Below are 17740 nucleotides of genomic sequence, written 5' to 3'. Positions count from 1 at the left end.
TGAATCTTCCCCCAGCCTAAAAAGCGATGAGGACAGGTTCTGTCCTCGGTCCGCGGTATTTTGGGTTCATGCTGGAAACCTCGGCCCGCCTCCTCCACCTGCTCTCCCTCCTGCAGATGCGCAGGGAGTGGACGGGCCCCGCCCTCGCCCAGCGCATGGAGGTGACCGAGCGGACGGTGCGCCGGGACATCGGCAAGCTGCGCACCCTTGGCTACCCCATTTCGGCGTCGCCGGGTATCGCCGGCGGCTATCAGCTCGGTGCCGGGGCGCAGCTTCCGCCGCTGCTGCTCGATGATGACGAGGCCCTCGCCGTGGCGATCGGGCTGACCGCCGTCACCGCCAGCCCCGTGGCCGGCGTTGGGGAAGCCTCGGTGCGGGCGCTCACCAAGCTGGAACAGGTGCTGCCCGCGCGGCTGCGGCCCCGCTTTTCCGGACTGCGGTCGGCGGTGACCCGCATGGCCGCGCCCAGCACCCCGGTCGATCCTGCGGTCCTGACAGCCCTGTCGGCCGCAATCACGGAACGCCGTATCGTGGCCTTCCGCTATGAGCGGCACGACGGCGAATCCTCCCGCCGCCTCGCCGAACCGTACCGGCTCGTGGACACCGGGCGGCGCTGGTACCTGGTGGCCTGGGACACGGTCCGGGAGGACTGGCGCACGTTCCGGGTGGACCGCTGCCGGAGCATCCCCTCCCCCCGCGCGCGGTTCACGGGCCGGCCGCTGCCGGCGACGGACCTGGCCCGGTATGTGCAGAAGTCGATCACCCGCTCCCCCTACAGCTACGACGCCGTCATCCGCCTCTCGGCGGGGATCCGGGAGATTGAACAGCGGATTCCGGCGGAGATCGCCGAGCTGACCAGCGACGGCCCCGACGCCACGATCCTTCGGGCGGGCTTCGATTCGCTCGACTACCCCCTGATGCAGCTGGCCTCCCTCGATGTCGAGTTTGAGATTCTGGAGCCCGAGGCCATGAGGGTACGGGCCGCCGAGCTCGCGGGGCGGCTGCGGCGGGCCGCCGGCCGCGCCGGAACCGTGTACGCCCGCTGACGGGTTCCGGACGGCGGAGAGGTACGCCGCAGGGATCCCGGACGCCGGGCACGCTCCCTTCCGGCCGCTCGCCTTCCCGCCCCGGCCCTTCCGGCGCCGGAGCACTAGACTGGGAGGCAACTATGGCACTGACAATTTCCTACCCCGCGGATCTTCCCGTCTCGGCCCGCCGCTCGGACATCATGGCGGCCATCGCCGCGAACCAGGTCACCATCATCGCCGGCGAGACCGGCTCGGGTAAGACCACCCAGATCCCCAAGATGTGCCTGGAGCTCGGCCTGGCCGACTCCGGGCTGATCGGCCACACCCAGCCTCGCCGCCTCGCGGCACGCACCGTGGCCGAACGCATCGCCGAGGAGCTCGACGTCCAGCTCGGCGAGGAGGTCGGCTTCCAGGTCCGGTTCACCGGCCAGATGGGCCGCAGCACCAAGATCAAGATCATGACCGACGGCATCCTCCTGGCGGAGATCCAGCACGACCGCATGCTGCGTAAGTACAGCACCATCATCATCGACGAGGCCCACGAGCGCAGCCTCAATATCGACTTCATCCTCGGCTACCTGAAGCGCATCCTGCCGCAGCGCCCGGATCTAAAGGTCATCATCACCTCGGCGACCATCGACCCCGAGCGCTTCGCCAAGCACTTCGCCGCCGACGCCGCCGTCGAGGACACCTCACCGGCACCGATCATCGAGGTCTCCGGGCGCACCTTCCCGGTGGAGATCCGGTACCGGCCGCTGGATCAGCCCGTCGGGGACAATGACTCCGACGATGACCTCGAGGAGGCACGCGACCCGGTCGACGCGGTGTGCGACGCCGTCGACGAACTGTCCCGCGAGGCCCCCGGGGACATCCTCGTGTTCTTCTCCGGCGAGCGCGAGATCCGCGACGCGGCCGACGCCCTTCGGGCCCGGATCCAGAACACGCAGCGCCTGCGCGGCACCGAGGTGCTGCCCCTGTTCGCCCGCCTGTCCCTGCAGGAGCAGCACCGCGTGTTCAGCGCCGGCGGCTCCAACCGGCGGATCGTGCTGGCCACGAACGTCGCCGAAACCTCCCTGACCGTTCCGGGCATCAAGTACGTGATCGACACCGGCACGGCCCGCATCTCCCGGTACTCCCACCGCACCAAGGTGCAGCGGCTGCCGATCGAACGCGTGTCGCAGGCCTCGGCCAACCAGCGCTCCGGGCGTTCGGGCCGTGTCTCCGACGGCATCGCGATCCGCCTCTACTCCGAGGAGGACTTCGAGTCCCGGCGCCCGTTCACCGAGCCCGAGATCCTGAGGACCAGCCTGGCCGCGGTGATCCTGCAGATGACCGCCATGGGCGTCACGAAGAGCCCGCGCGACATCGCCGAGTTCCCCTTCGTCGAGCCCCCCGACGCAAAGGCCATCACCGACGGCGTGGCCCTGCTGCGTGAACTCGGTGCCCTGAACGACGACGGCGGGCTCTCCGGCGTCGGCCGCAAGCTCGCCCAGCTGCCGGTCGATCCGCGGCTGGGCCGCATGATCGTCGAGGCGGCCGGCCGGGGCTGCGCCAAGGAGGTCATGATCCTGGCGGCGGCCCTGACCATCCAGGACCCCCGCGAGCGCCCGTCCGCCGACCAGCCGGCCAAGCAGCAGAGCGCCGCCGAGAAACACAAGCGCTTCGTCGACGAACACTCCGACTTCACCGGCTTCCTGAACCTGTGGCGCTACCTCGAGGAGCAGCAGAAGGAACTGTCCTCGACCCAGTTCCGCAGGCTGTGCCGCAATGAGTTCATCAACTACCTTCGGGTGCGCGAGTGGCAGGACCTCTTCGCGCAGCTGCGCCAGCTCGCCAAGCCGCTGGGCATCACCCTCGCCCCGGGCGCCGTCGACCCGGTGGGCAACAGCGACGCCATCCATATCAGCCTGCTCTCGGGCCTGCTGAGCCACATCGGGCTCTACGACCAGCGCAAGCGCGAGTACGCCGGCGCCCGCGGGACCCGCTTCGCGGTCTTCCCCGGCTCGGCCCTGTTCAAGAAGTCCCCCGACTGGGTCATGGCCGCCGAACTCGTCGAGACCTCGCGGCTGTGGGCCCGGGTCGCGGCCCGGTTCGACCCGCTGTGGGCCGAGCAGGTCGCTCCCCACCTGGTGAAGCGCAGCTACAGCGAACCGCACTGGTCAAGCCGGCAGGGGTCGGTCATGGCGTACGAGAAGGTCACCCTCTACGGGGTGCCGATCGTGCCGCAGCGGCGCATCAACTACGGCCGAGTCGACCGGGAGGTCGCGCGCGAACTGTTCATCCGGCACGCCCTGGTTGAAGGCGACTGGAAGACCCACCACAAGTTCTTCCACCGCAACAAGGCCCGGCTGGCGGAGATCGAGGAGCTCGAGAACCGGCTGCGCCGCCGCGACCTGAGGGTCGACGACGAGACCCTCTTCGACTTCTACAACGCCCGGGTGGGCCGGGAGGTCGTCTCCGAACGGCACTTCGACTCGTGGTGGAAGCAGGCCCGCCAGGCGGACCCGGACCTGCTCGACTTCGATCCGGAGGACCTGCTCGCCGAGGACGCCGACGCGCTCGACGATTCGGCCTTCCCTACCACCTGGCACCAGGGCGGATTCGAACTGCCCCTGAACTACGAATTCTCCCCCGGCGCTCCCGGCGCTGCCGACGGCGTCACGGTGCGCATCCCCGTGCTGTTCCTCAACCAGCTGGAGTCCGCGCCGTTCCGCTGGCAGATCCCCGGCCTGCGGGTGGAGCTGGTCACGGCGCTCATCAAGTCCCTGCCCAAGGGCATCCGCAAGAACTTCATCCCGGCGCCGGACGTCGCCCGGTCCGCCGTCGCCGCGCTCGAGGCCGACTTCGACCCGGCGCGGGACGACCTCGAGGCCTCCCTCGAACTCGTCCTGCGCCGCCTGAAGGGGCACATCATCCCGCCCGGTTCGTGGAACTGGTCGGTGCTGCCCCCGCACCTGTCGATGACCTTCTCCGTCGTCGATTCAACGGGGAAGGTCCTCGACGAGGGCCAGGACCTTGACGCCCTCAAGGCCACCCTGGCGCCCGCCGTGAGCCGGGCCATCGCCGCGTCCCTCGGGGCGACCCCGTCGAGCACCCGCCCGGAAGGCGCGGGCGCGGCCGGCGGCAAGGGCAGCCGCGGCGGCCGGGCAGCGGCGGCAGACGGCGGCACCGCCGCGGCGCCGCAGGCTGCCGGTGGGCCCGGACGCGGCACGCCGTCGGCCGGTGGCACGCCGGGACTTGCGGAAGTGGCCGGGGCGACGGCGTGGACCTTCGGGACCGTGCCGCGCGAGGTGTCCCGCACCGTAGCCGGGCACCTCGTGACCGGCTATCCCGCCCTCGTCGACGAGACCACCTCGGTGGGCCTGCGGGTCCTCCCGAGTCCGGCCGAACAGGCCGGGGCCATGCGCGGCGGCGTCATCCGGCTGCTGTCCCTGCGCGTGCCCAGCCCGGCAAAGTACGTCCTTGAGCACCTGAGCAACACCGAGAAGCTCACCTTCAGCCAGAACCCGCACGGGTCCGTCGCGGCGCTCATCTCCGACTGCTCGCTGGCCGCGATCGACAAGCTGGTCCCGGAACAGCTGCCCTGGACACAGAAGGAGTTCGACGCCCTCTACGAGCTCGTGCGGGCCGAGCTGATCGACACGGTGTTCACCGTGACGGCCACGGTGGAGAAGATCCTCTCAAGCCACCGCAGGATCTCCAAGCAGCTCAAGGGCACCACGAGCCTGGCGATGATCACCGCACTCAACGACATCCGCAGCCAGCTCGAACACCTCGTCTACCCGGGCTTCGTCGCGAAGACCGGCTACGCCCAGCTCAGCCATCTCCCCCGCTATCTCCGGGGAATCGAGATGCGCCTCGAGAAGCTCGCATCGAACGTCGCCCGCGACAATGCGGGCACCGCCGTCGTGCAGCGGCTCGAGGACGAATACGACGACGCCGTGGCGGCGCTGGCGGCCGGCGCGCGCAAGACTGCGCCGGACCTGCAGCGGGTGCGCTGGATGCTTGAGGAGCTGCGGATCAGCCTGTTCGCCCAGGAGCTGGGCACCGCCTACAGCGTCTCCGAAAAGCGCATCCGGGCAGCCCTCGGCGAAGCACTCGCCGCCTGAGGGTACCAGCGGCCGAGAATCCCAGGCGGGTTCAGCCGAGGTCCTCCGAGCTCAGCAGCCGGCGGCGGGCGCTGAGCAGGTCCAGTTCGGGGCGGGCCGCGACGAAACGCTCAACGGCGTCGAGCACGTCGACGGCGTGCCGCCGGTCGGCCGCCACGACCGAGGCGCCGATCCCGGCGCGGCGGTGCAGGTCGAGGCTTTCGACCTCCGCTGCGGCGACGTCGAACCTGCGCCGCAGGTCGGCCACCAGCGGGCGGACCACCGAGCGTTTGCCCTTGAGCGAATGGACGTCGCCGAGCAGCAGGTCGAATTCGATGGTGCCGATCCACATGTCAGCTCCTTCCACCGGCGGTGCGGGACGAGGGGCACCGGACGGCTCAGGCCGAGGGGACGGCGGTGGAGCCGGCCGCGCGCAGCGCCTGCCGGAGGGAGTCGGCGGCAGCGTCGAGGGCGGCCGGGTCCGGGTTCCGGTCGACGTTGTGGACGTCGAAGTCCTCAGGGCCCTGTGCCGGCCAGACGTGCACGTGGAGGTGGGGCACCTCGAAGCCTTCGAGCAGCACTCCCACCCGCTTGGCGCCGAACGCCTGCTCCTGGGCCTTGCCGATGGCCTGGGCCACGGCCATCACCCGGGTGAGCGTCTCCGGGTCGGCCTCGAGCCAGTGCGGAACCTCCCGGCGCGGCACCACCAGGGTGTGTCCGGGGGTGATCGGGGCGGCGGTGAGGAACGCGACGACGTCGTCGTCGGCCCAGACGAAGCGGCCGGGGATCTCGCCGCGGATGATCCGGGTAAAAACAGTGCTCACAGGCTCTCCTTCGCCAGGGGCGCGCCCCGCTCCCCTGGGCGGGATGGTTCCCCGCAGCGGCGGGGGCGAGGGACGTCCGGGGTTCATGCCTCGACGCTACTCGCTGGGCACCGTCCCTGCCAGCCGGGGCGGAGACGGCGCCCGTCCCCGCCCCGGCCTGGAGCTCAGGCTCCCGTGGCGACCGGAAGGTCGGGCCGGGAGGACCACTGGGACCAGGAGCCCGGGTAGAGGGCGGCGGGGATGCCGGCGATCTCCAGGGCGGCGATCTCGTGGGCGGCCGTGATGCCGGAGCCGCAGTAGACGGCGACGCTGCCGGTTCCCGCTACTCCGAGGCGGGCGAACCGCTCCCGCAGCTCCGCTGGCGGCCGGAAGGTCTTGTCGGCCCGAAGGTTGTCCGTCGTGGGTGCGCTGCGCGCCCCGGGGATGTGCCCGGCCTTGGAATCGACAGGCTCGTATTCGCCGCTGAAGCGTTCCGGGGCCCGCGCGTCGAGCAGCAGCAGGTCCTCCCCGCCGCGGCGCACGCCGTCGAGGTCGACCACGGGCATCGCGCCCCGGCCGAGTTCGACCGAACCCAGGCAGTGCTGTTCCTCGCCGCCCTCGAGTTCGTACCCTGCGGCGCGCCAAGCGGTCAGGCCGCCGTCAAGGAGGTGGACCGAGCGCAGCCCGGCATCGCGCAGCAGCCACCACAGGCGTGCGGCGGCGAGGTTGCCCGAGTCATCGTAGGCGACGACGACGTCGTCGGGCCGGTTGATGCCCCACTGCCGGGCCGTCTCCTGGAACGCATCCGGGTCCGGGAGCGGGTGCCGTCCCAGGGCCGGAGCCGGGCGGGAGCACAGCTGCTCCTCCAGATCCACGTACATGGCCCCGGGGATATGCGATGAGCGGTAATGCCCATGGCCGTGGGGATCACCCAGCGACCACCGGACATCGAGCAGCACTGTCTGCAGCCCGGAGGTCATCCGGTCCCGCAGCGTCTGCACGTCCATCAGAGTCTTCATCAAGATCTCCTTAGAAAATTGAGCCGGCACCGGGCCGGTCCTGATGCACGCCAGTCCACCACAGGCACCGGGCCGACACCAGTAGCGCTTGTAGGCTGATCCAATGATCACCTATAGCGCCTCCGCCGGCCGCACCTGGACCGCAGACGCTGTCCAAAGGATCGAGGCCGAAAATCGCCGGTCCGCCGACACGCACCTCTTCGCCGTCCCCCTCCCGCCCGGCTGGCAGATCTCGGTCTACCTGAAGGACGAATCGACGCACCGCACCGGTAGCCTGAAGCACCGGCTGGCCCGTTCCCTGTTCCTCTTCGGGCTGGTCAACGGGTGGATCACCGAGGGCACGACCATCGTTGAGGCCTCAAGCGGGTCGACCGCCGTCTCCGAGGCCTACTTCGCCCAGCTGCTCGGCCTGCCGTTCGTCGCGGTGATGCCCCGCACCACGAGCTCCGAGAAGATCTCCCTGATCCAGCAGTACGGCGGGACCTGCTCCTTCGTCGACGACGCCGGCCAGGTCTACGCCGAGGCCGAGCGGATCGCCCGCGAGACCGGGGGCCACTACCTGGACCAGTTCACCTACGCCGAGCGCGCCACGGACTGGCGGGGAAACAACAACATCGCCGAGTCGATCTTCGGCCAGCTGGCCCTCGAGGAGCACCCGATCCCCGAGTGGATCGTCGTCGGCGCGGGCACGGGCGGCACCTCGGCGACCATCGGCAGATACCTGCGCTACAACTGCCACTCGACGCGGCTTGCCGTGGTCGACCCCGAAAACTCGGCGTTCTTTCCCGCCTGGGCGGACCCGTCGGTGCCGGCGGCCGGCCGAGCGTCGCGGATCGAGGGCATCGGGCGGCCGCGGCAGGAGCCGAGCTTCGTCCCCGGGGTCATCGATGCAATGATCCAGGTCCCCGATTCGGCCTCCGTGGCGGCTGCGCGGCACCTCAAGCGCCTCACCGGGCTGCACGCCGGGCCGTCGACGGGAACGAACCTGTGGGGGGTGTGGCAGCTCGCCGCGGCCCTGCGGGCCGAGGGGCGGGCCGGGAGCATCGTGTCGCTGATGTGCGATTCCGGGGATCGATATGCCGGGTCCTACGAGGACGACGCCTGGCTGAAGGGCCGGGGGCTGGACCCGGAACCGTTCGAGGCGGTCCTTGAGGAGTTCTTCGCCACCGGCCGCTGGCCCGAGTGAGGGCCGCCTGCACCGCGGGAGGGCAGGGCGGGCACCCGGCCCCGGCTCCGTACTAGGGGCGCCATTCCCTGCGGTAGCCGGGGTGCCCGGCATACGGCAGGGCCAGCAGCCGCATGAAGACGACGGCGTCGTCCCGTCCGTCCGGCTTGCTCCCGGTCCAGTCGATGCTGCAGTAGTGGGTCACCATCCGGCGCTTGGCCTCGCATTCGGCGAGCGCCCGGTCCAGCACGGCGACCGACTGCTGGTGCCACCAGGAGTGGACGTTCTCTTCGTCCTCCTCGATGCGCGCCAGGAGGAACTCGATGAGGTCGCTCATGCCTCCGACCCTACAGACCCTCCGCCCGCGCGTCTCCCTGAACCGGTGCGGTAACGGTCCTGCAACAGTCCGCCGATGATTGCCTCACTGTCCCATCCGGAGCCCGCCCGAGTGCGAATAAGCGGTGGAAACCACAAGTTCCCATTCCGCACACCTTCAGGAGAAGACTAATGACAACATCACAGCACTCGCGCACAACCTCGAGGACGGCCGTCCAGAAGGCGGCCCTGGCCGTCGGCGCCGTCTTCCTTCTCGTCGGGCTCCTCGGCTTCGTTCCGGGGATCACCGCTCAGTACGACCAGCTCGCCTTCGCCGGACACCACTCCGGCGCGCTGCTGCTGGGCCTGTTCCAGGTTTCCGTGCTGCACAACGTCGTCCACCTGCTGTTCGGCGTCGCCGGGATTATGCTCGCCCGCAGCGCGTCGGGTGCCCGGTCCTACCTGCTCGTCGGGGGCATCATCTACCTCGTGCTCTGGATCTACGGCCTCGTAATCGACCAGGAGTCGGCGGGCAACTTCGTACCGCTGAATGCGGCCGATAACTGGCTGCACCTGCTCCTCGGCGTCGGCATGATCGCCCTTGCCCTGGTGCTGGGCAAGAAGACCACCGCCCGCGTCTGAGGAAACCCGCAGCGGCCGGGGACCGGGGTCTGCATCCGGTACCCGGCCGCTGTGCGTTAACCGTCCGCGCGCCTCCAACGACCGCCCGGCCGCCCCGGGGCCCTGCGGACTTTTGGCCCTGCCGCAACCGCCCGTCCGGGTGGATCATGGGGAGCACGGCAGCGTCCGGAATTCCGGATGTGCCGGGAATCCGATGCTGGATGAGGAGGCGCGATGAACCGCCACGAACCGGGCGACCCGCAGCCGGAGCCGACCGGAGCCACCACGGTGTTCATCCTCGACGACCACGAACTGGTGCGGCGCGGCCTGCGGGACCTGCTCGAGGGCGAGGGATTCGCCGTCCTGGGCGAGTCCGGGTCCGCCGAGGAGGCCGCCCGCCGGATCCCCGCCCTGAACCCCGACGTCGCCATCCTTGACGCCCGGCTGCCCGACGGCACCGGCATCGAAGTGTGCCGCAACGTCCGCTCCGTCGACGAAAGCCTCCGCTGCGTGATCCTCACCAGTTACGACGACGAGCAGGCCCTGCGCGGTGCGGTCCTGGCCGGTGCCGCCGGGTACATCCTCAAGGAGGTCCTGGGCACCGATCTGGTGCACAAGGTGCGCCGGGCCGCCCTGGGCGAATCGCTGTTCAACCCGGAGGTCAAGGCGAAGATCTCCGCCGGACTCGCCGAGTCGGAGGGCGAAGACCCCCGGTTCGATGCCCTGACGGCACAGGAACGCAAGGTGCTCCATTACATCGGCGAGGGGCTGACCAATAAGGAAATCGGCCAGACCATGTTCCTTGCGGAGAAGACCGTGAAGAACTATGTGTCCTCGCTGCTGGCCAAACTCGGGTTCCAACGCCGGACCCAGGCCGCCGTCTTCATCGCGACCGCGCGCGGCTGGCCCGAAGAGTGACGGCGGCCCCAAGAGTGACAGCGGCCCGGGGACTGACCGCGGGCCTCGACGACTGACGGACCCCGGGGACTGAGGCCGGGCCGGGTCCCTTGCCCGTCCTCGCCTGACCCTCCCCGCCTGACCCTCCTCGCCTGACCCTCCTCACCCCGATCGCCCTGACGCGCGGGTACGGCAGGGGCGGACGAGGCGTGGACTACCGCGGGCTGCCGGTCCCGGGACCCGGCTCGAGCACGGTGAGCCAGCAGGGGCTGCCGGTCGGATCGACGGTGGCCGGAAGGCGCCGTTCGGCCGCGCTCAGGTGGAGCGCCTCGAGCGCGTCGGCCTGGGCCTGGGCTCCTGTGAGGTCAACAGTGATGGGCATCCCAGGCTGCAGGCCGTTGGTGCGCCGGGCAATGCAGTAGAGCGCATAAAGGTTGGCCGGGGTGAGAACGCCCCGGACGCAGATGCGCGCCGACGCGAGTTCCGGATCCAGGCGTACAAGGATCCTTAGCTTGCGCGCCCCGATGCTCGATGGGTGGTTCTCCATCGCCCGCCGCCGGGCATGGCCCCCCGGGCTCCCGTCAAGGGCGGGCCGGGCAAACCCTGCGTCCCGGCCGATCCGTCCACCGGGCGGGGTCGTTTGTGCCATTGCAGTTCCTCTTCCGGTTCGTGCGTGCGCAACGATCCCTTCTAAGGTTCGTCTGCGCACCGCCCGGAACTACAGGGGCGAAAGGCCCTAATTCGCCTCGACCGGCCCGCTTCCGCTCCGCTGCGAAGGCCTGCGGAGCGGGCGGGTCAGGTCAGATCGGCGACCAGGGCCATCGACGCGCAGTCCCGGAGCCCATTGATTCCGTCGACCGTCGTCTCCTTGTCCTGAAAGGGCTCGCTGGTGATGAGGGTCGCCCCGTCCTCATCCGTGAGCCGGAAGCGAAACCGTTCCTCGTCGTCGCGGAAGATTTCGAACCTGCCTGCCATCACGCCCCCTTGCGTCCCAACTGCCGTTGTCCCCCGAGGCTAACCGCGGCCCGCAACGGAAGGAAGGCCCGCCCCGCCCGGAATTCCTGCTTGACCGGCCGGGTCGGCGCTGTCCCGGGCCTCCTACACCTCGGTGGTCTGGCCGGGCGACAGGTGCTCGTAGCGCGATCCGGCGGACCCCCCGAACCGGGAGACCAGGGACTCGACCAGACCGATCCCGCCGACCGTGAGCAGCGAGTCGTGGATGGGGTATGCCTTGGCCGCACGGACGGAGGCAATGAAGTCGATCACCTCAGCGGTCTTCGACCACGGCGCGTGGACCGGGACCAGCAGGGTCCGCACCTCGGTGGCGTCGGGCACGATGAAGGAATCCCCCGGATGGTACACGTTGTCGTTGATGAGGTAGCCGACGTTCGCGATCATGGGCACGTGCGGATGGATCAGCGCATGCTGGCCGCCGAAGGTCCGGACGTTGAATCCCCCCGCGGTGAACTGGATGGCAGGCTCGCTGACGTGCACGCGGTCCGCGGCACCGGCTCCGAGCCGCGCACTCAAGGCGGCTGCCGCCGCTGCGGGGGCCCACAGCTGCAGCCCCGGGTCGGCGGCCATTGCCTCCGCGACCCGTTCGACGTCGAGGTGGTCGGGGTGTTCATGGGTGATGAGCACCGCCGACGCTCCCCGGAGCGCCTCCTCGACCTCGGAGAAGCTCCCTGGGTCGATCACGAGGGCCGATCCGTCCTGGTCGAGCCGGACGCAGGCGTGGGTGTACTTGGTGAGCTTCATAGCGCACAGGATACCTCCAGCCCCTGCTGATAATCTTGATGCTGGTTCCTCCTTACTCTCCGCCGAAAGGGCACACCATGCGATCCGAAGTGGAGCACCCGCGCAAGGGCTCCGAACAGCGGGTCACCCGTCAGCGGCTGGCCGTCAGCGCCGCCCTTGACGAGCTCGAGGACTTCGTGAGCACCCAGGAACTCCACCGGCTCCTGGGCACCCGGGGAGACTCAGTCTCCCTCCCCACGGTCTACCGGGTCCTCCAGTCGATGGCCGACGACGGCCTGGTGGATGTCCTGCGCCGGGGCGACGGCGAGGTCGTCTACCGCCGGTGCGCCGTCCAGCATCACCACCACCACCTGCTGTGCCGGAACTGCGGGCGCACCGTGGAGGTCGAGGCCCCTGCGGTGGAGCAGTGGGCGGTACGGACGGCGGCCGCGCACGGATTCACCGAGGCGGCCCACACCGTCGAGATCTTCGGGCTGTGCCCCGAGTGCACCGCGGCGAAGGCGATGCGCTGACCTCGAACGCCAGGGGCCCGGGTCAGGCCGCCGCGCGGACGCGCGCCGGCCGGGCGCTGCTCCTCCGGTTGCCCAGGATCCGGCACCCGAGGTAGATCGCGAAGGAAATCGTCGTCACGTAGGGGCTGATCGGGATGCGGCCGCCGAGGGCCAGCAGGATCCCGCCGACCACCGACACGCAGGCGAACGCGATGCTCAGGAGCACTACGAACAGCGGCGTTGAGGTGACCTTCAGCGCGGCCGCGGCCGGGGTGATCAGCAGCGCCAGCACCAGCAGCGCACCCACCACCTGGATGGACAGCGCGACCGAAACGCCCAGCAGCACCATGAACAGGATGGACAGGGCCCGCACCGGCACGCCGCGGGCCTCGGCCAGGTCCGGGTCGGCGCTCGCGAAGGTCAACGGACGCCAGATCAGGGCCAGGGCGGCCATCACTACGACGGCGCAGCCCGCGAGCAGGTTCAGCTGCACATTGTCCACGGAGACGATCTGCCCGGTGAGCAGGCCGAACTTGTTCGCCGCCCGCCCCTCGTACAGGGCGAGGAACAGGATGCCAAGCCCCAGCCCGAAGGGCATGACGACGCCGATGATCGAGTTGCGGTCCCGGGCCCGGATCCCCATCACCCCGAGCACCAGGGCCGCGAGCACCGAACCCACCAGCGAACCCAGGACGACGTTCGCCCCGACCAGGAGCGCGAAGGCCGCCCCCGCAAAGGAGAGCTCGGCGATGCCGTGGACGGCGAAGGCGAGATCCCGCATCATCACGAAGGTCCCGATCAGCCCGCCGAGCAGGCCCAGCACGGCGCCCGCCCAGATCGAGTTGCGCACCAGCGGCAGCAGCTCGGAATAGTTGTCGAAGTTGAAGGCCGCCTCCATGAACGACTGGAAATCCATGATCAGACCTCTCCCGCGGGATGGTGGTGGTGGGCTTCAGTGCCCGGCAGCCCGACCACGATGATCCGCCCCTCGTGGTGGAGCACCTCCACGGGGCTGCCGTAAAGGTCGGAGAGCACCTCGCTGGTCATCACTTCCTCCGGCGCCCCGACCCTGAACCGGCCGCCGGCAAGGTAGAGCACGCGGTCGACGTAGTCGATGATGGGATTGATCTCGTGGGTGACGAAGACGACAGCGCTGTTCTTCTCGTGGCACTGGCGGTTGATCAGCCCGCTGACCGCCTGCTGGTGGTGCAGGTCGAGGGAGAGCAGCGGTTCGTCGCACAGCAGGACGCGCGGCTCGGTGGCCAGCGCCTGGGCCACGCGCAGGCGCTGCTGTTCCCCGCCCGACAGCCTTCCGACGGGGGCGTCGGCGTAGGAGGAGGAGCCGACCTCGGCGAGCAGCGCGTCGACCGTGTCCCGGTGTCCGCGGCCCCCGAGGCGGACCCCCCAGCGGTGGCCGTCCACGCCCAGGCCCACGAGGTCCCGCGCCCGCAGCGGCGTGTCAGGGGCGAACGGACGCTGCTGGGGGATGTAGCCGATGCCGCGGTTGCCGCGCTGCAGCGGTCCGCCATTGATGGTGGCGGTGCCGGAGCCGAGGGCCTGCAGCCCCAGGAGCACCTTGAGGAAGCTTGTCTTGCCGGAGCCGTTCGGACCCAGCACGGCGAAGAACTCGCCCGGGTGGATGTCGAGGTCCAGGCCCTCCCACAGCACGCGCTCACCGAAGGAAAGTCCGGCGTTTCGCAGGCTCACAACCGGTGCACGTCCCGGCCCTCCGGGGCCCGCTTCGGCGCTCACCCGGCGTTCATCGCCTCGAGGACCGACTCCGCGTTGGCCTCCATCCAGGCCAGGTAGTCCTGTCCCTCCGGCAGTGTCTCGGTGAAGTCCACGACGGGCACGCCGGCCTGCTCCGCGGCCGAACGCACTGACTGCGTCTGCGGCCCTTCGGTCTGTTCGTTGTAGGCGAGGAATTCAACGCTCCCCGAGCCGAGCAGTTCCCGCATCTCGTTCAGCACCCCCACCGGCACGTCGTTACCCTCCTCGACCGCCTCGGTGTACTCGGGCACCGTGGCGTCGGTGAGCCCGGCCGCCTCCAGGAGGTAGACCGGGACGGGCTCGGTGGCCGCGAATTTGCCCTCGCCCCCTGCCGCGAGACGGTCCTCAATTTCCGTGAGGGAGTTTTGGAAGCTCTCCGCCCGCTCCTCGTAGTCGGCGGCATTCGCTTCATCGAGGGAGCCGAGCCTGTCGCCGATGGCACCGGCGAGGGCCTTCATCGCCGTCGGGCTGTACCAGACGTGCTCGTTGAACGAGCCGTGTCCGTGACCCTCCTCGCCTTCGGCGTGCTGCTCCTCGGCATGCTCGTCCTCTGCAGCATGCTCGTCCTCCGCCGGTGCGCCCTCAATGCCTGAGACGCTGACGGCGGTCACCACCCGGTCGTGGTCGAGGCCTGTCTCGTCGGCGAGGCGGTGCAGGAAGGCGTCGTACCCTCCGCCGTTCTCCACCAGCAGGTCGGCCTTCGAGACCGCAAGCTTGTCCTGGACGGTCGCCTCGTACGAGTGCGGGTCCTGGCTCAGGCTGTCGACGATCGCCGTGACCTTCACCCGGTCCCCGCCGATCGCTTCGACGATGCTCCCGTACACATTGGTGCCGGTAACCACCTGAAGCGGCTGCGATCCGGTGTCCGCGGCGTTCCCCGCGCCGGCGTTCCCTCCACAGGCCGAAGCCGTCAGTGCCAGTACGGCGAGTCCTGCCAGTGAAGCCGTGCGGCGCATGGGTGCGCGGGACATACTGCCTCGATCCACTCTAATGAGAATTGTTTACGTTAGCGGATCAAGTCTAGCCTAGATCGCCGCACGCCCGCCCTACGGCAGCCGCCCCTCCTGCAGCGGGTTGCCGCTGTGCTCCGTCATCGCCTCGCCGAGCCGGCGTGCACCCTGGTTCTGGGTGGCGTCGCGGATCTCCCCAACGAGCTGTTCGATCACGTCCTCGAGGAAGAGGACGCCTCTGGTCTCCCCGCCCGGGCCGAGCACCCGCGCGAGGTGGGAGCCGGTCTTCTGCATTACCGCGAGGGCGTCCTCGATCTCGTCGGAGAGACTCAGGTTGGCAAGGGCCCGGACCTTGTTCTCCGTGATCGGCTTCTGGTAGAGCGCCTGCGGAATGGACATGATGTCCTTCAGGTGCAGGTATCCGGTGAGATTCTCCTTCTCGTCAACCAGGGCGAACCGCGAAAAGCCGGTGCGCCCTACGGCCCGCTCGAACTCCTCCGGCGTTGCGTCGGTGCTGAGGGTGACGAGGTTATCCAGGGGCACCATCGTCGTCTCGGCGGTCTGGCCGGAGAATTCCAGGGCGCTGGTGATCAGGCCGGAATCGTCGTCGACGAGGCCGTGCTTGGTCGACTCCTCAACCATCGACTGCACCTCCTCGAGCGTGTACGAGGAGGTGACCTCGTCCTTCGGCTCGACCTTCAAGGCGCGCAGGATCTGGTTCGCCAGCCAGTTCAGCGTCGAGATCACCGGATGCACGATGCGGGCGATCATCACCAGCGGCGGCGCAAGGATCAGCGCCGCCCGGTCGGCCGCGGAGACCGAGATGTTCTTCGGCACCATCTCGCCGAAGGTGACGTGGAGGAAGGTCACGATCAGCAGGGCGATGCCGAAGGCGGCGCCGTCGGCCACCCCTGCGGGAATCCCCAGCGCTTCCAGCGGCACCACGAAGAGGTGGTGGATCGCGGGTTCGGCGACCTGGAGGATGAGCAGCGAACACACGGTGATGCCCAGCTGTGCGCAGGCCAGCATGAGTGAGACGTGCTCCATGGCCCACAGCGTGGTCTGGGCAGGTTTGGACCCCGCATCGGCACGCGGCTCGATCTGGCTCCGCCGCGCGGACATGATGGCGAATTCGGCACCCACGAAGAACGCATTGCCGATCAGCAGCACCACCAGCCAGGCAATTCCGGCCCAGTCGCTCATCGGAGGCCCCCCTCGCCCAGGGCGTGGGCGCCGGTGCGGGTGGCCTGCTCCCCGGGCGGGCCGGGCAGGAAGCGGACGCGGTCGATCCGGCGCCCGTCCATCCGCTCCACCTCGAGGGTGCCTCCGGAGACCGGGACGGTGTCCCCCACGGCGGCGATCCGGCCGAGTTCGGCCATCATGAAGCCTCCAACGGTTTCGTAGCCCGCATCGTCGGGCACGGTGAGCAGGGGAATCTGCTCGGTGACCTCATCGGGGCGAAGCATTCCCGGGAAGTACCAGGTGCCGGAGGCGCTCTGCAGCACCCCGGGCTTGAGCTTGTCGTGCTCGTCCGCGACCTCGCCGACGATCTCCTCGACGAGGTCCTCAAGCGTCGCAACCCCCGCGGTTCCGCCGTACTCATCGAGCACCACGGCCAGCTGCAGGTTCGCGTCGCGCAGCTCGCGCAGCAGGGAGTCAAGGTGGACGGTCTCGGGGACCCGCAGGACATCGGTCATGATGGTGCCCGCCGGCAGGGACGCCCGGCGGTCGCGCGGCACCGCAACGGCCTTCTTGACGTGGACGACGCCCCGGATGTCGTCGGCCGACTCCCCGATCAGGGGGAACCGGGAGTACCCGGTGCGCCGGGCCGCCTCGACGACGTCGGCGACGGTCTGCTCGGAATCGATGGTTTCCATCCGGATGCGCGGGGTCATGACATCGGCCGCCGTCCGGTCGGAAAAGCTGAAGGTGCGGGCAAGGAAGTTCGCCGTGCCCTGGTCGAGCGTGCCCAACTGGGCCGACCGGCGCACCAGCGAGGAGAGTTCGGCCGGCGAACGCGCACCGGAAATCTCCTCCTTGGCCTCGAGCCCGAAGATGTTCAGCACGCGGTTGGAGAACCCGTTGAGCACGAAGATAGCCGGCCGGAAGACCGCCGTGACCATCAGCTGCGGCCGCGCCAGGGCGCGGCCGATCTTGAAGGGCAGGGCAATCGACATGTTCTTGGGCACCAGTTCGCCCAGCAGCATGGAGAGCAGCGTTGCCAGGGCGATCGCGATGATCAGCGACGCCGAAGACGCCAGGCCCTCGGAAAGCCCGAGCGCGGCCAGCGGGCCCTCCAGGAGGCGGCCGACCGACGGCTCCATGACATAGCCGGTGAGCAGCGTGGTCAGGGTGATGCCGATCTGGCAGCTCGAGAGCTGGGTGGAGAGCGACTTGAGGCAGCGCAGCAGCGGTTCGGCCTTCTTATCGCCCTGCTCGACGGCCCGCTGGACGGAGGTCTGGTCGAGGGCGACGAGGGCGAACTCGACGGCGACGAAAAAGCCGGTGCCGAGGATCAGCAGGAGGCCCGCCGCTAGATAGAGCCACTCCATGAACGGTTCACCGCCCGGCCGGGGACGGCAGCAGAAAGAGGGTGATGGGCATTAAGTCGGGGTTCGCCGGCCTCGGACGAAGCCCGGCGGGCGCGGTCACGGTTCCGTGACGCCTGCTGCTTCGTCGGCCGGCCCCTAGAGGAGCTGTCCATAAGGGCTTCAGTTTACCCCAGGCCCCCCGGGCGGGAAACGGATTCCCGCCCGGGGCGGTGCGGTTACCAGCTTTGTGGGAGGGGGCGGCCTTCTTCGTAGCCGGCGGCGGATTGGATGCCGACCAGGGCGC

Annotated in this window: 18 protein-coding genes; 6 read left to right on the top strand and 12 right to left on the bottom strand. The window is 69.5% G+C overall.

What is annotated here, in order from left to right; genetic code table 11:
- The first annotated feature begins 68 nt into the window (after positions 1 to 68).
- Entirely contained in the window at positions 69 to 1046 is a 978-nt protein-coding gene (locus I6N91_RS13500) for a YafY family protein (RefSeq protein ID WP_198813498.1), read from the top strand.
- A 122-nt stretch (positions 1047 to 1168) separates the two neighbouring features.
- Positions 1169 to 5137, top strand: a complete 3969-nt coding sequence (gene hrpA / locus I6N91_RS13495; RefSeq protein WP_198813495.1) for an ATP-dependent RNA helicase HrpA — start codon at positions 1169 to 1171, stop codon at positions 5135 to 5137.
- Positions 5138 to 5168: 31 nt separating this feature from the next.
- Here the strand turns inward: hrpA and I6N91_RS13490 are convergent, their stop codons facing one another.
- The 3 genes from I6N91_RS13490 to I6N91_RS13480 all read right to left on the bottom strand — a co-directional run bounded on the left by I6N91_RS13490 (position 5169) and on the right by I6N91_RS13480 (position 6938).
- Positions 5169 to 5468: a DUF503 domain-containing protein gene (locus I6N91_RS13490; RefSeq protein WP_198813493.1), complete on the bottom strand. Its 300-nt coding sequence runs from the start codon at positions 5466 to 5468 to the stop codon at positions 5169 to 5171.
- Positions 5469 to 5514: 46 nt separating this feature from the next.
- Positions 5515 to 5940 (bottom strand): HIT family protein, encoded by a 426-nt coding sequence (locus tag I6N91_RS13485; protein ID WP_198813491.1) that lies wholly within the window; start codon positions 5938 to 5940, stop codon positions 5515 to 5517.
- 164 nt (positions 5941 to 6104) lie between these two features.
- Complete coding sequence (locus tag I6N91_RS13480; RefSeq protein WP_198813488.1) at positions 6105 to 6938, bottom strand: sulfurtransferase; 834 nt, start codon at positions 6936 to 6938, stop codon at positions 6105 to 6107.
- Positions 6939 to 7041: 103 nt separating this feature from the next.
- Between I6N91_RS13480 and I6N91_RS13475 the strand changes: the two genes are divergently transcribed.
- The gene (locus tag I6N91_RS13475; RefSeq protein WP_198813486.1) at positions 7042 to 8124 is read left to right on the top strand and encodes a PLP-dependent cysteine synthase family protein; all 1083 of its coding nucleotides are present in this window, start codon (positions 7042 to 7044) and stop codon (positions 8122 to 8124) included.
- Positions 8125 to 8176: 52 nt separating this feature from the next.
- On the opposite strand, the gene I6N91_RS13470 is transcribed toward I6N91_RS13475, so the two are convergent.
- Positions 8177 to 8440, bottom strand: coding sequence for a DUF6221 family protein (locus tag I6N91_RS13470; RefSeq protein ID WP_198813484.1), 264 nt, complete (start codon positions 8438 to 8440; stop codon positions 8177 to 8179).
- Between the two features lie 170 nt (positions 8441 to 8610).
- Between I6N91_RS13470 and I6N91_RS13465 the strand changes: the two genes are divergently transcribed.
- Positions 8611 to 9060, top strand: a complete 450-nt coding sequence (locus I6N91_RS13465; RefSeq protein ID WP_198813482.1) for a DUF4383 domain-containing protein — start codon at positions 8611 to 8613, stop codon at positions 9058 to 9060.
- Between the two features lie 213 nt (positions 9061 to 9273).
- Positions 9274 to 9957, top strand: a complete 684-nt coding sequence (locus I6N91_RS13460) for a response regulator transcription factor (protein ID WP_198813479.1) — start codon at positions 9274 to 9276, stop codon at positions 9955 to 9957.
- Between the two features lie 193 nt (positions 9958 to 10150).
- Here I6N91_RS13460 and I6N91_RS13455 read toward each other — a convergent pair whose 3' ends face one another.
- The 3 genes from I6N91_RS13455 to I6N91_RS13445 all read right to left on the bottom strand — a co-directional run bounded on the left by I6N91_RS13455 (position 10151) and on the right by I6N91_RS13445 (position 11694).
- Entirely contained in the window at positions 10151 to 10585 is a 435-nt protein-coding gene (locus I6N91_RS13455) for a hypothetical protein (RefSeq protein ID WP_198813475.1), read from the bottom strand.
- A gap of 146 nt (positions 10586 to 10731) precedes the next feature.
- The gene (locus I6N91_RS13450; RefSeq protein WP_198813472.1) at positions 10732 to 10911 is read right to left on the bottom strand and encodes a DUF1508 domain-containing protein; all 180 of its coding nucleotides are present in this window, start codon (positions 10909 to 10911) and stop codon (positions 10732 to 10734) included.
- 123 nt (positions 10912 to 11034) lie between these two features.
- Complete coding sequence (locus I6N91_RS13445; protein WP_198813470.1) at positions 11035 to 11694, bottom strand: MBL fold metallo-hydrolase; 660 nt, start codon at positions 11692 to 11694, stop codon at positions 11035 to 11037.
- Between the two features lie 77 nt (positions 11695 to 11771).
- Here I6N91_RS13445 and I6N91_RS13440 point away from each other — a divergent pair, with 77 nt between their 5' ends.
- Complete coding sequence (locus I6N91_RS13440) at positions 11772 to 12206, top strand: Fur family transcriptional regulator (RefSeq protein WP_198813468.1); 435 nt, start codon at positions 11772 to 11774, stop codon at positions 12204 to 12206.
- A 22-nt stretch (positions 12207 to 12228) separates the two neighbouring features.
- Here the strand turns inward: I6N91_RS13440 and I6N91_RS13435 are convergent, their stop codons facing one another.
- The 5 genes from I6N91_RS13435 to I6N91_RS13415 all read right to left on the bottom strand — a co-directional run bounded on the left by I6N91_RS13435 (position 12229) and on the right by I6N91_RS13415 (position 17457).
- On the bottom strand, positions 12229 to 13101 hold the full coding sequence (locus I6N91_RS13435) for a metal ABC transporter permease (protein WP_198813467.1): 873 nt from the start codon (positions 13099 to 13101) through the stop codon (positions 12229 to 12231).
- A 2-nt stretch (positions 13102 to 13103) separates the two neighbouring features.
- A complete protein-coding gene (locus I6N91_RS13430; protein ID WP_198813466.1) occupies positions 13104 to 13892 on the bottom strand; it encodes a metal ABC transporter ATP-binding protein in 789 nt (262 codons plus the stop codon).
- 41 nt (positions 13893 to 13933) lie between these two features.
- Complete coding sequence (locus I6N91_RS13425; RefSeq protein ID WP_233091849.1) at positions 13934 to 14926, bottom strand: metal ABC transporter solute-binding protein, Zn/Mn family; 993 nt, start codon at positions 14924 to 14926, stop codon at positions 13934 to 13936.
- A 75-nt stretch (positions 14927 to 15001) separates the two neighbouring features.
- Positions 15002 to 16108 (bottom strand): hemolysin family protein, encoded by a 1107-nt coding sequence (locus I6N91_RS13420; protein ID WP_198813465.1) that lies wholly within the window; start codon positions 16106 to 16108, stop codon positions 15002 to 15004.
- Positions 16105 to 17457 carry a hemolysin family protein gene (locus tag I6N91_RS13415; RefSeq protein WP_198813463.1) on the bottom strand — a complete coding sequence of 451 codons (1353 nt, stop codon included), beginning with the start codon at positions 17455 to 17457 and terminating at the stop codon, positions 16105 to 16107. Before I6N91_RS13415 ends, I6N91_RS13420 begins: the two co-directional genes overlap by 4 nt.
- Positions 17458 to 17740 lie beyond the last annotated feature (283 nt).

The sequence above is a fragment of the Arthrobacter sp. MSA 4-2 genome (genome assembly GCF_016405885.1).
Taxonomy (GTDB): domain Bacteria; phylum Actinomycetota; class Actinomycetes; order Actinomycetales; family Micrococcaceae; genus Arthrobacter_D.
Note: the sequence above shows the minus strand (reverse complement) of the source record. Positions and strands in the feature narration are given on the sequence as shown.